At 70.7% G+C, this 12736-nt stretch carries 9 protein-coding genes; 7 read left to right on the top strand and 2 right to left on the bottom strand.

The features are described from left to right. The first annotated feature begins 153 nt into the window (after positions 1–153). Positions 154–1602, top strand: a complete 1449-nt coding sequence (locus O7624_RS06615) for an NF041680 family putative transposase (protein ID WP_282236745.1) — start codon at positions 154–156, stop codon at positions 1600–1602. A gap of 21 nt (positions 1603–1623) precedes the next feature. Continuing rightward, positions 1624–2061, top strand: a complete 438-nt coding sequence (locus O7624_RS06610) for an Rrf2 family transcriptional regulator (protein WP_282239327.1) — start codon at positions 1624–1626, stop codon at positions 2059–2061. A 48-nt stretch (positions 2062–2109) separates the two neighbouring features. Here the strand turns inward: O7624_RS06610 and O7624_RS06605 are convergent, their stop codons facing one another. Further along, positions 2110–3366 (bottom strand): hypothetical protein, encoded by a 1257-nt coding sequence (locus O7624_RS06605; RefSeq protein WP_282240566.1) that lies wholly within the window; start codon positions 3364–3366, stop codon positions 2110–2112. Between the two features lie 340 nt (positions 3367–3706). Between O7624_RS06605 and O7624_RS06600 the strand changes: the two genes are divergently transcribed. The 3 genes from O7624_RS06600 to O7624_RS06590 all read left to right on the top strand — a co-directional run bounded on the left by O7624_RS06600 (position 3707) and on the right by O7624_RS06590 (position 9874). Next, on the top strand, positions 3707–5764 hold the full coding sequence (locus O7624_RS06600; protein ID WP_282239326.1) for a DNA topoisomerase IV subunit B: 2058 nt from the start codon (positions 3707–3709) through the stop codon (positions 5762–5764). Between the two features lie 31 nt (positions 5765–5795). Further along, positions 5796–8279 (top strand): DNA topoisomerase (ATP-hydrolyzing), encoded by a 2484-nt coding sequence (locus tag O7624_RS06595; protein ID WP_282239325.1) that lies wholly within the window; start codon positions 5796–5798, stop codon positions 8277–8279. A 212-nt stretch (positions 8280–8491) separates the two neighbouring features. Then, the gene (locus O7624_RS06590) at positions 8492–9874 is read left to right on the top strand and encodes an RICIN domain-containing protein (RefSeq protein ID WP_282239324.1); all 1383 of its coding nucleotides are present in this window, start codon (positions 8492–8494) and stop codon (positions 9872–9874) included. A 94-nt stretch (positions 9875–9968) separates the two neighbouring features. On the opposite strand, the gene O7624_RS06585 is transcribed toward O7624_RS06590, so the two are convergent. Further along, positions 9969–10604: an alpha-ketoglutarate-dependent dioxygenase AlkB gene (locus O7624_RS06585; protein ID WP_282239323.1), complete on the bottom strand. Its 636-nt coding sequence runs from the start codon at positions 10602–10604 to the stop codon at positions 9969–9971. 122 nt (positions 10605–10726) lie between these two features. Between O7624_RS06585 and trpB the strand changes: the two genes are divergently transcribed. Next, positions 10727–11926, top strand: coding sequence for a tryptophan synthase subunit beta (gene trpB / locus O7624_RS06580; RefSeq protein ID WP_282239322.1), 1200 nt, complete (start codon positions 10727–10729; stop codon positions 11924–11926). Beyond that, entirely contained in the window at positions 11923–12729 is an 807-nt protein-coding gene (gene trpA, locus O7624_RS06575; RefSeq protein ID WP_282239321.1) for a tryptophan synthase subunit alpha, read from the top strand. The genes trpB and trpA overlap by 4 nt, the downstream gene beginning before the upstream one ends. Positions 12730–12736 lie beyond the last annotated feature (7 nt).

Here is a 12736-nt window from a genome sequence, read left to right as displayed (position 1 = left end):
GGGGAGTCAGCCGACCGTGGCATCGAGCCGCCACAGCCTAGCTTGATCTTTAACCTTTGGCGGCTGGTCGGTGACCCCGGCTGATCATGGTGACAGCCCCTGGTCGATCATCTTCTTGTCGAGGGAAGAGGATCAATACCAGGGGCTGTCTTGGTGGTCAGTGTGCATGATGCTGGTTCTGCTGGTGCGTTCGGGGAGCTGGCGGCGTTTCGGCGGGAGTTCCATGCCTGTCTGACCGCTCGGGCGGATGCGATGTTCGAGTTGGCCGACGCGGTGTTGTGCGGCGACGGGCCGGTGCATTCGCTGGTGGAGCTGTCGCTGGTGGGCGAGCATCGTCGTGGCCATGGGTCGCTGTACGCGGCGCTGGCCCGAGGTCGGGTGGATGTCGAGCGGCTGCGCAGGAGCTTGGCGGCGCTTCCGCTGCCTCGCGCGGCCGACGGCCGGCTTGTCCTGGCGGTCGACATCACCTGCTGGCTGCGGCCCGACGCGCATACCTCCGCGGAGCGGATCCTGTGCCACACCTACGGCCGCGGCAAGGACCAGCACGTGATGATTCCTGGCTGGCCGTACTCGTTCGTCACGGCGTTGGAGCCCGGTCGCAGTTCCTGGACCGCGCCGCTGGATGCTCAGCGGCTCGCGCCGGGCGATGATGCCGCCACCGTCACCGCCGGGCAACTCCGCCACCTCGTGCAGCGACTCATCGCCGCTGGGCAGTGGCGCACCGGTGATCCCCACATCCTGGTCGTCGCCGACGCCGGCTACGACACGCCCCGATTGGCATACCTGCTGCGCGACCTGCCGGTGCAGGTGCTGGGCCGGATGCGCTCCGATCGAGTGCTGCGCCACGCGGCCCCGCCCCGACGGCCGGGCACGAACGGTCGACCACCCCGCCACGGCAGCGAGTTCATCTTCGGTGACCCCGCGAGCTGGGGCGCGCCCGAGGTGACCACGGTGACCGACACTCGCCTCTACGGCGCTGCCACCGCCCGCAGCTGGGACCGGCTACATCCCCGGCTGACGCACCGCAACGCCTGGATCGACCAGACCGGCGACCTGCCACTCATCGAAGGCACCGTGATCCGGCTGGAGGTGAATCACCTGCCTAGCGGCGCGATCCCGAAGCCGGTGTGGCTGTGGTGGTCCGAGACCGATGCCACACCCGCCGACGTTGACCGGCTCTGGCAGGCGTTCCTGCGCCGCTTCGACATCGAGCACACCTTCCGGCTGCTCAAACAGACCCTTGGCTGGACCTGCCCGAAGATCCGCACCCCACAAGCCGCCGACCGGTGGACCTGGCTCATTCTGGCCGTCTACGCGCAGCTGCGCCTGGCACGCGGCCTCACCAGTGACCTGCGCCGCCCCTGGGAGAAACCGACACCGCCCGAACGCCTCTCACCCGCCCGCGTCCGACGAGGGTTCCGGCACCTCCGCGCGAAGACCGCCTGCCTGGCCAGCGCACCGAAACCCTCCCGACCAGGTCCAGGGCGACCACCAGGCCGACCGAACAAGCAACCCGCTCAACGACACGACGTGCACATCAGCGCGAACGCAAGGAAGAAACCGAAGACCTCGAGCAGTCCCCGCCCACGCCGCACAGGTTAAAGATCAAGCTAGGGTCGGTACGTGAAACTCAACAGATCCACCGACATGGCACTACGGATCGCCATGCACGCTGCGGCTACCGGCCGCCGGACGACGGTGGACGAGTTGGCCGAGCGGCTGGCGCTGCCCCGCAACCACGTGGCCAAGGTGGTGCAGCGACTGCAGCGCCTCGGCGTGCTGGTGACCATCCGGGGTCGCTTCGGCGGGGTGGCCTTCGCCGCCGAAGGTGCGGCCTACACCGTGGGGCAGGTGGTCCGGGCGTTCGAGGGCGACGGCGAGGTGGTCGACTGCGAGGCACCGGCCTGTCCACTGCGGTCGGCCTGCCGGCTGCGGGCCGAACTGCGTCGGGCGCTGGAGGCGTTCCTCACCGTTCTCGACGGGGTCAGCCTCGGCGATCTGGTCGACGGGCCGACCGGGTCGGTGCTGCTCGCCCTCGGCCCGACACCCCCGGCATCGTGAGCAACGGGTACCGCCCGGACCTCGCGGGTCCGGGCGGTACCGAGCCGGTCAGGAAACGCTTATCGTGCCGTTCGAGCCGCGTACGCAGGCGACCGAGCGGGCGGCGGTGGTGGCCGCGCCGGAGAGGCACTGGCCCAGCACCTGGTGCCCGGCCGCATTCGGGTGCCACGACTCCTGACAGGTCTGGAAGTAGCTCACACAGGTGTTGGCGATCCGCTGGATGGCGATCTTGTCCTTGCCGGAGAGGCTGGTCACGAAGGTCCCGTTGGGTGGGCTGTCCATCAGGCGGATCGGGGTGGCCAGGGTGCCGGCCGGGCTGTTCGTGTTCTCGCAGAGCCGGGCGCCGTCGAAGGCCCGCTGCACGTTGAGGTAGACCAGGTCGGCGCTGGCGAACTCGGCGGCCAGGGTGTCCCGGGCGGAGCGCACGATGGTGCCGAGACCCTGTGAGAACCGGTGGCCGGGAGCGAGGCTGGCCCGGTGGATCGGGCAACCGGCCGCGTACCGCTCGGCGCCCAGCGCGCGGAACTTGTCCCGGGTGTCGTCCCGGTTGTCCTCGGAGTGGTACGTGGGGGCCAGGTCCAGCGGCAACGGGTTGGTGTAGTCCTGCAACACCACCCGGTGCTGGCCGTCGGCGTCCACCTCGCGCAGGGTGGTCAGGATCTGGCGTACGGCCGCGGTGGTCTCCGCCGTCGCGGCGGTGATCTGGGCGGCGGTGGCCAGGTCGGCGTCCGTGCACGGCTTCTGCTCGACCGGCCCGTTGAGGTACGCCCAGAACTCCCACCAGCCGGTCCAGGCGTCGGCGATGAACCGGTTGGCGCACTTCTCGGCGACCCCGCCGAAGGTGAACGAGCTGTTGTTCGAGCCGAGCCCGATCAGGACCAGGTCGATGTCGTGGGTCTGGGCGACCGCGCGGAGCTGGTCGAGTTGGGCGGCGACCTGGCGGCCGTTCGTCCGGGCCGACGAGGCGGCGGCGATGTCGTGCGGCTGGCCGCCGGAGCAGGCGAGATTGAACCGGTTCTGGATGCCGGGCAGCGTCGCCTTGTGCAGTGAGGCGTTGGCCGACCGGTGACAGAAGAAGGCGTCGCTGTTGGGTGCTGTCCACCCGGGGAAACTCCGCGCCACGCCGGTCGCGTCGACCACCGGCTGGTAGGAGCCGGCGCCCTCGCCGCTGATGAAGCTGTCGCCGAGAGCCACCGCCGCGGTGGGTGGTGCGGCCGAGGCGGCGGGGGCCGCGACGGCGGTGGAGAGGGTCGCCGCGGTGACGGCCAGGGCCATCGCGGCGGCGGTACGACGCAACGCGGACATCGGCATCCCCATCCGTTCATAGAAATATGAAAGATCCTCTGGTGCGGTGATGAGATCACGCAGGTGTGACGAACGTCAACAGCGGGAAACATTTGTGACGAGCGGGTCCAGCGGGGTCAGGGAGGCTCCCGTGGCTGACGTCGAGCACCGCCGCCGGGCATAAGGCCGGCAGCCGGGACGTTGACCGCAGCAGGTCCGCCAGCAGCGGCCCACGGCGTGCCGGGCGGGTGTCCGCACAGGTTGTCGGGGCGTACGGCTACGCTCGCTGCGGCGTGCCCGCGCCGGGCCGACCGCCGACGGCGCGGGGGAACACATCGCCGAGACCGGGGAGTACGACCAGTTGACCGCAGAGCCTGACACCCTGTATGGGGCCGACGACCTCACGCACCTTGAGGGGCTGGACGCCGTCCGCAAGCGGCCCGGCATGTACATCGGCTCCACCGACAGCCGTGGCGTGGGTCACCTCGTCAACGAGATCCTCGACAACTCGACCGACGAGGGCGTCGCCGGCCACGCCACCGCCGTCGAGGTCGTCCTGCACGCCGACGGCTCGGTCCAGGTCGACGACAACGGCCGAGGCATCCCCACCGACGTGCACGCCCGCTCCGGCATCTCCGGTGTCGAGCTGGTGCTCACCCGCCTGCACGCTGGCGGCAAGTTCGGCGGCTCCGGCTACAAGACCTCCGGCGGCCTGCACGGCGTGGGCGCCTCGGCGGTCAACGCCCTGTCCCGCCGCTTCGACGTCACCGTCCGCCGGGGCGGCAAGGTGCACACCATGTCGTTCCGGCACGGCGTGCCCGGCATCTTCGACGGCGACGGCCCCGACGCGCCGTTCACCCCCGGCCCCGGGCTCCAGGTCGTCGGCGCCGTCAAGCGTGGCCAGCGCACCGGCACCTCGATCCGTTACTGGCACGACCCCCGCTACTTCGAGACCGGTGCCACGCTCGACCACGACGCGGTGCGGGCCAAACTGCGGCACACCGCCTTCCTGGTCCCCGGCGTCGGCTACACGCTGCGCGACCGCACCACGGAGGAGCCCACCGAGGAGCGCTTCCACTACCCCAACGGCCTCACCGACATGGTGGAGTTCCTGGCACCGGCCGGCGACCGGCCGGTCTCCGGCACCCTGCTGGTCACCGGCGAGGGGACGTACCGGGAGAACGCCGCCGACGCCAACGGCGTCATGCAGTCCAACGTGCAGCGCCGGGCCGAGGTCGAGATCGCCTTCCGCTGGGGCACCGGCTACGAACGCACTGTCGAGTGCTTCACCAACACCATTCGCAACGCCCACGGCGGCACCCACCGCAAGGGCTTCGAGCGAGCGTTGGCGCGTACGCTCGCCGACGCCGTGCGCAACACCCGGGGTCTGCTCAAGGCCAAGGAGGACGCGCCCACGCTGGATGACGTCCTGGAGGGCATGACGGCTGTGGTGCACGTCCGGGTGCCCGAGCCGCAGTTCACCTCGCAGACCAAGGACGAGCTCTCCACCGCCGGCATCACCAAGGTCGTGCAGGGCCTGGTGGAGCAGCACATCAAGTCCTGGCTGGACGACCGCAAGACGCGCACCGAGGCGCGTACGGTCCTTCAGAAGATCGTCGACGCGTCCCGGGTACGCCTCACCCAGAAGCAGCAGAAGGACGCGGCCCGCCGCAAGACCGCCCTCGAAGGCGCGGCCATGCCCGCCAAACTCGTCGACTGCCGCGCCTCGGGCATCGACAGGAGTGAGCTGTTCATCGTGGAGGGCGACAGCGCCCTCGGCACCGGCCGACTTGCCCGCTCCGCGGAGTATCAGGCACTTCTTCCGATCCGGGGCAAGATCCTCAACGTGCAGAAGGCCAACCTTCAGCAGGTGCTCGACAACGCCGAGTGCGCGGCGATCGTGCAGGTGCTCGGTGCCGGCTCGGGGCGCACCTTCGACCTGTCGGCGCTGCGCTACGGCCGGGTGCTCATCATGGCCGACGCCGACGTCGACGGCGCGCACATCCGGACACTGCTGATCACCCTCTTCGCCCGGTACATGCGACCGCTGATCGAGGCGGGCCGGCTCTACGCCGCCATGCCGCCCCTGCACAAGATCACGACCAGGGGGCGCAACCCGGAGACCGTCTACACCTACACCCAGGCGGAGATGGAGTCGACGGTGCGCCGGTTCGAGAAGGCCGGCAAGCAGATCGTCACCCCGGTGCCCCGGTTCAAGGGCCTCGGCGAGATGGACGCCGACGAGTTGTGGGAGACCACGATGAACCCGGCCACCCGCGCGGTACGCCGGATCACCCTGGACGATGTCGAGGCCGCCGAGCGGATCCTCGAACTGCTGATGGGGGAGAAGGTCGAGCCGCGCCGCAACTGGCTGATCGACTCCGCCGACCGGGTCGACCGTGACGCCATCGACGCCTGACCACCGCGTCTCTCGGAAGGAAAGCTGAGCCATGGCACGCCGCAAGGAGACGAAGGTCGACCATTCCGCGTTCGACCAGGCCGGCGCGCGGATCATCGACAACCCGCTGACCACGGAGGTGTCCGACTCCTACCTGGAGTACGCCTTCTCGGTCATCCACTCCCGGGCCCTGCCCGACGCGCGCGACGGCCTCAAGCCGGTGCACCGGCGCATCCTCTGGTCGATGTACGAGCAGGGCCACCGCCCGGACCGGGCGCACGTCAAGTCCGCCCGGATCGTCGGCGACGCAATGGGTAAGTACCATCCGCACGGCGACACCGCGATCTACGACGCGATGGTCCGGCTGGCGCAGGACTTCTCACTCAACGCGCCACTCATCGACGGGCATGGAAATTTTGGATCCCCGGACGATGGTCCGGCAGCGGCGCGTTACACCGAGGCCCGGATGTCGCGGGAGGCGATGCTGCTCGTCGGTGAGTTGGGCGAGGACACCGTCGACGTCGAGCCCAACTACGACGGTTCGCTGACCCAGCCCACCGTGCTGCCGGCCGCCTTTCCGAACCTGCTGGTCAACGGCGCTGCCGGGATCGCGGTCGGGATGGCGACCAACATGATCCCGCACAACCTGGGCGAGGTCGTCGCGGCGGCCCGCTGGCTGATCCGGCACCCGAACGCCACCCTCGACAAGCTGATGGAGTTCGTGCCCGGTCCCGACCTGCCCACCGGCGGCATGCTGCTCGGCCTGGACGAGGTGCGCCGGGCGTACGAGACCGGCCGTGGCGTGGTGCGGATGCGCGGCAAGGTGGAGATCGGGCCGCTGGAGGGCAGCCGGGGGCGGCAGGCCATCACCGTGGTCGAGTTGCCGTACGGCGTCGGCGCGGAGAAGGTCATCGCCGCCATCACCAACGAGGTGACCAAGACCAAGCGGCTGACCGGGATCGCCGACGTCAAGGACCTCACCGACCGCGAGAGCGGCACCCGGTTGGTCATCGAGTGCAAGGTCGGCGTGAACCCGCAGGCGCTGCTCGCCGACCTCTACCGGTTGACCCCGCTGGAGCAGTCCTTCGGCGTCAACAACCTGGTGCTCGTCGACGGGCAGCCGCGCACCCTGGGGCTCAAGGAGCTGCTTGAGGTGTTCCTGGCCCACCGCTACGAGGTGGTGACCCGGCGCAGCGCGTACCGCAAGCGCAGGCGGGAGGAGCGGCTGCATCTGGTCGACGGCCTGCTGATCGCGCTGCTCGACATCGACAAGGTGGTGAAGCTGATCCGGGGCAGCGAGGACGCCCAGGCGGCCCGGAGCGGCCTGATGCGCCAGTTCAAGCTCTCGGAGATCCAGGCCAACTACATCCTGGACACTCCGCTGCGCCGGTTGACGAAGTACGACCGGCTGGAGCTGGAGGCCGAGCAGCAGAAGCTGCGGGCCGAGATCGCCGAGCTGTCCACCATCCTCGACGACGAGAACGTGCTGAAGAAGGTCGTCTCCGACGAGTTGGCCGCCGTGGTCAAGCAGTTCGCCGCGCCCCGGCGCACGACGCTCGTCGACGGTGACCTCAAGGAGGTGCTGGCCGCGTCCGCGCCGGCCGGGCCGTTGGAGGTGGCCGACGACCCGTGCCAGGTCATCCTGTCGGCGACCGGGTTGGTGGCCCGTACCGCGGCCGAGTCGGAGGAGGCCGCCGAGGGGCGCCGCCGGCACGGCCGGGTCAAGCACGACGCGGTACGCGCCGTGGTGCACTCCACCGCCCGGGGGCGGGTGTTGCTGGTGACCAGTGCCGGCCGGGCGTTCAAGGTGGACGTGCTACCGCTGCCGGTGTTGCCGGAGCAGGCCGGCACGGTGTCGCTGCGGGGCGGGATGTCGGCCGCCGAGCTGGTGCCGCTGGAGCCGGGGGAGACAGTGGTCGGCCTGGCGCCGCTCGGCGCTGCCGCGGAGGGGTCGCCGGGCCTGGCACTCGGTACCCGGCAGGGTGTGGTGAAGGTCTGTGCCCCGGACTGGCCGGTGCGATCCGACGAGTTCGAGGTGATCGGGCTGCGGGACGGCGACGAGGTGGTCGGGGCGACCTGGCTGGTCGACGGCGCCGAGACGCTCGCCTTCCTGACCAGTGCGGCCTCGCTGCTGCGGTTCCCCGCCGGGACTGTCCGCCCGCAGGGGCTCAAGGGCGGCGGGATGGCCGGGATCGCCCTGTCGTCCGGGGCGCGGGTGGTGTTCTTCGGCGCGGTCCGCACCGACGATCCGGAGCACGGTGAGCCGATGGTGGTCACCTCGACCGGTGCGACGGTCAAGGTGACGCCGTTGTCGGCGTACCCGGCGAAGGGGCGGGCGACCGCCGGGGTGCGTGCCCATCGTTTCCTCAAGGGTGAGACCGACGTGGTGGTCGGTTGGGTCGGTCCCCGACCGGTGGGCTCGACGGCCAACGGTGAGGCGGTGGAGCTGCCGGCGGCCGACCCGCGCCGCGACGGGTCCGGCTTCGCCGTCATGCTCGGTCCAGCCGTGGTGGGTCACCAGATCGACCGCGAGTAGCTGCCTGCTCCTCGACGGCGCGTGCCGGAGACCACCGTCCGGCACGCGCGCATCCATCGACGCCTGTCATTGACGTATGACGTATTACGACGCTACGTTGGGTTTGCTCGCTGGCGGCCCGACGTGTCGACACCACCATCCACAACGTCGGTGCCTGCGACAACGCGCGTCCCTTCCCGACTGCGCGTGGTCCTAGTCGAAGGAGTGGATCAATGATTGGTGAGGTTCGTCCCGCCTCTCCTCCCAGGCGTCGACGACGGTCGGTCGTGGCGGCGGTCGGTGCGGCGGTCCTGGTGGCCGGCGGCCTCGTCGCGGTCAACGCGGCGCCCGCGGCGGCGGCGACGGTCGACCCGAACGCCTGGTATGTGCTGGTCAATCGCAACAGTGGCAAGGCGTTGGACGTGTATGGTCTGGCGACCAATGACGGTGCGCGGATCAGCCAGTGGACCCGTAACGACGGCGCGAACCAGCAGTGGCAGTTCGTGGACTCCGGCGGTGGCTTCTATCGGTTGAAGTCCCGGCACTCGGGCAAGGTTCTGGACGTGTCGAATGCGTCGACCGCCGACGGTGCGGCGATCGTGCAGTGGTCGGATCACAACGGCACCAATCAGCAGTTCCGGTTGGCCGACTCCGATGGTGGTCTTGTCCGGTTGGTCAGTCGGCACAGCAACAAGGTCGTCGAGGTGCAGGGTGCCTCCACGGCGGACGGCGCGAACATCGTGCAGTACGCCGACTGGAACGGCAGCAACCAGCAGTGGCAACTGGCCCGGGTCGACGGGGGCGGCCCCACGTCGCCACCACCGACCGGTGAGCCGGGCGCGGGGTGCGGCCGGACGCCGACGCTGGGCAACGGTACGCACACCATCCAGAGCGGCGGCCAGAGTCGTAGCTTCATCCTGCGCCTGCCGGCCAACTACAACAGCAACACCCGCTACCGGTTGATGTTTGCGTTCCACTGGTGGGGCGGCACCGCGGGCGACGTCGCCTACGGCGGAGCAGACGGGGCCGCCTGGGCCTACTACGGGCAGCAGGAGCAGTCGAACAACAGCGCGATCCTGGTCGCGCCCCAGGGCATCGGCAACGGCTGGGCCAACTCCGGTGGTGAGGACGTCACCTTCGTCGACGACATGATCCGTCGGATCGAGAGCGACCTGTGCGTCAACACGACGCAGCGCTTCGCCCTCGGGTTCAGCTACGGCGGGGCGATGAGCTACGCCCTCGCCTGTGCCCGCGCGAACGTCTTCCGGGCCGTCGCGGTCTACGGCGCTCCCCGGGAGCTGAGCGGGTGCAGCGGCGGTACCCAGCCGATCGCGTACTTCGGCATCCACGGCATCTCCGACAACATCACCAGCGGGCGGTCGTTGCGGGACAGGTTCGTCCGTAACAACGGCTGCACCGCGCAGAACCCGCCGGAGCCGGCGGCGGGCAGCCGGACGCATATCACCACCGTCTACTCGGGATGCCGCGCCGGCTATCCGGTGCAGTGGGGCGCGTTCGACGGTGGTCACACCCCCGGCCCGGTCGACGGCGGCGGCGACAGCGGCGCCAGGACCTGGACCAAGGGCGAGGTGTGGCGGTTCTTCGCGCAGTTCTAAGCCGATGGTCGGAGTCCCCGGTCGAGCCCCGGGGACTCCGACGCGCCGGGCTGCGGTTGCGTGAGTCGACGCTTGCGTGTCCCCGACCGGTGGGTCAGGCGACGCCGGCCGGGCGGAACTGGACGCTGACCCGGGGGCCGACCGGGCGGGCGGTCTTCGGTATCGCGTGTTCCCAGGTGCGCTGGCAGGAGCCGCCCATCACCACCAGGTCGCCGTGGCCGAGCGGAAAGCGCAGGCTGGTGCCGCCGCCGCGGGGGCGCAGCAGAAGCTGACGCGGCGAGCCGAAGGAGACGATGGCGACCATGGTGTCGGTGTGGGCTGAGCGGCCCTGGGTGTCGCCGTGCCAGGCGACGCTGTCCCGGCCGTCGCGGTAGAGGCACATGCCGGCGGTGACGAACGGCTCGCCCAACTCGTCGGCGTAGTGGCGGGTCAGCGCCGCGCGGGCGGCGGTCAGCACCGGGTGCGGCAGCGGTCGGCCAGCGCCGTACCAGCTGAGCAGCCGGGGCACGTCGACCTCGGTGTCGTACATGGTGCGTCGTTCGGCCCGCCACGGCACCTCGCGCAGCAGCACGTCGAGCACCTGGTCGGAGCCGCGCACCCAGCCGGGCAGGTGGTCGACCCAGGCGCCCCGGCTCAGCGGGTGCCGGCGCGGCTGCCCGGCCAGCGGGCCGAGGGCGGGCGCGGCGTCGGTGACCTCCAGCATCGACGGCTGGTACGCGGTCTGCGACATGCCCCGCAGCCTAGCAGGGATTTAGTACACCAGTGCTACCGAGTCGGTGAGCCGGGGGTTGCGTGTGGCCGGCAACTGTTCTATAACTCCACGAGAGAGTTATAGAACAGTTGGGAGTGGTCATGGAGGCTCTGGCACTGCGCGACCCGACCGCCGCGCCCGAGGCCGGCCGATTCGGGCGCCACGGTGGCCGGTTCGTACCTGAGCCACTTATACCCGCCTGCGAAGAGGTCGAGGTGGCCTTCGCCGAGGCGTGGGCGGATGCGGGCTTCCGGGCCGATCTGGCGTGGCTGCTGTCGAGGTACGCGGGCCGACCGACGCCGCTGACCCCGGCCCTGCGGCTGTCGACCGAACTCGGCGTGACGGTGCTGCTCAAGCGGGAGGATCTGGCGCACACCGGCTCCCACAAGATCAATAACGTGTTGGGGCAGGCATTGCTGGCGCGCCGGATGGGCAAGCGGCGGCTGCTCGCCGAGACCGGCGCGGGAATGCACGGCGTCGCCACCGCCACCGCCGGTGCCCTGCTGGGCCTGCCGGTGACGGTCTTCATGGGCGAGCGCGACGTCGAGCGGCAGGCACACAACGTGTTCCGGATGCGGCTGCTCGGCGCACAGGTCGTACCGGTGCGGTCGGGCAGCCGGACCCTCAAGGACGCCACCAGCGAGGCGATGCGCCACTGGGTGAGCGTCACCGAGGAGGCCTACTACTGCGTCGGCTCGGTGATCGGTCCGCACCCGTACCCGTGGATGGTTCGCCAGCTACAGGCGGTCATCGGCCAGGAGGCACGACACCAGTGCGCCGAGCAGTTGCCGGCCGGCACACCGGAGCATGTCGTCGCCTGCGTCGGTGGTGGTTCCAACGCCGCCGGCACCTTCGCCGGGTTCGTCGACACCTCGGCACGTCTGGTGGGGGTCGAGGCGGCGGGCGGTGCCGGCGCGGCGCGGGGTGAGATCGGCGTGCTGCACGGATTCCAGTCGCTTTTCCTCCAGGACGAGCAGGGTCAGATCCGCGAGGCGCGCTCCGTGGCGGCGGGCCTGGACTATCCCGGAGTCGGGCCGGAGCACGCCCACCTGCGCGATCTCGGTCGGGCCGAATACGTCACCGCCACCGACGAGGAGGCGCTGGCGGCGGCGGTCCGGCTGGCCCGCGCCGAGGGCATCGTCCCGGCGATCGAGTCGGCGCACGCGCTCGCCTGGGTCATCCGCGCCGCCGGCACCACCGAACTCCCCACCGGCAGCAGCGTGCTCGTCACGCTCTCCGGGCGCGGCGACAAGGACATCGCGACGCTGATGACGTACCTGGGTGACGGGGAGGCGGAATGACAAGTCTGGAGACCCGGCTGCGGCTGCGGCGGGGCCGTGGGCGCAAGCTGCTCATGCCCTACCTCACCGGGGGAGTGACCCCGGACTGGACCGACCACCTGCGCGCCCTCGCCGACGCCGGGGCCGACGCGATCGAGGTCGGCATCCCCTTCTCCGACCCCACTCTCGACGGCGTCACCATTCAGGAGGGGTCCGACGTCGCGCTCCGCCGGGGTGCCACCACCGCCGGGATCCTCGCCGACCTGTCCAGGAGTCGGATCGACGTGCCGGTCGTCGTCAGCACGTACGCCAACCTCGCCCTGCGTCGTGGCGCGGACCGGTTCTGCCGGGCCCTCGCCGATGCGGGCGTCCAGGGCCTGATCGTGCCCGACCTGCCGCTGGAGGAGGCCGGATCGACGGGCACGGCTGCGCGGGCCGCGAACGTCGACCTCGCGTTGCTGGCCTCGCCCGCCACCCCGGCACGGCGGCTGCGGGACATCGCCGAACGCAGTCGCGGCTTCGTCTACGCCGTCTCCCTGATGGGAACCACCGGCGAGCGCAACCAGCTCGCCGCCTCGGCCGCCGGGCTGGCGCGGCGCCTGCGGGGCGTCACGGACCGGCCCGTATTCTTGGGATTCGGCATCTCGACACCGGCGCAGGCGGCTGCCGCGGCGCGGGACGCCGACGGCGTGATCGTCGGCGCGGCGCTGATGCGACGCGTGCTCGACGGCGCGGACCCGGCGTCGACCGCCGGATTCGTCCGGTCGCTGCGCGCGGCGCTGGACGGCGTGCCGGCACGGACGGCGGAGGACGCCGGAGGATAGGAGGCGG

Origin of the sequence: Verrucosispora sp. WMMD1129, assembly GCF_029581255.1 — a bacterium.
Taxonomy (GTDB): domain Bacteria; phylum Actinomycetota; class Actinomycetes; order Mycobacteriales; family Micromonosporaceae; genus Micromonospora; species Micromonospora sediminimaris.
The sequence above is the reverse complement of the archived record's forward strand: the minus strand, read 5'-3'. Positions and strand labels throughout refer to the sequence as shown.

Coding starts and splice junctions, on each gene's coding strand:
- O7624_RS06605 (WP_282240566.1), bottom strand. CDS start 3,366: ATGTCCGCGTTGCGTCGTACCGCCGCCGCGATGGCCCTGGCCGTCACC.
- O7624_RS06595 (WP_282239325.1), top strand. CDS start 5,796: ATGGCACGCCGCAAGGAGACGAAGGTCGACCATTCCGCGTTCGACCAG.
- O7624_RS06590 (WP_282239324.1), top strand. CDS start 8,492: ATGATTGGTGAGGTTCGTCCCGCCTCTCCTCCCAGGCGTCGACGACGG.
- O7624_RS06585 (WP_282239323.1), bottom strand. CDS start 10,604: ATGTCGCAGACCGCGTACCAGCCGTCGATGCTGGAGGTCACCGACGCC.
- trpB (WP_282239322.1), top strand. CDS start 10,727: ATGGAGGCTCTGGCACTGCGCGACCCGACCGCCGCGCCCGAGGCCGGC.
- trpA (WP_282239321.1), top strand. CDS start 11,923: ATGACAAGTCTGGAGACCCGGCTGCGGCTGCGGCGGGGCCGTGGGCGC.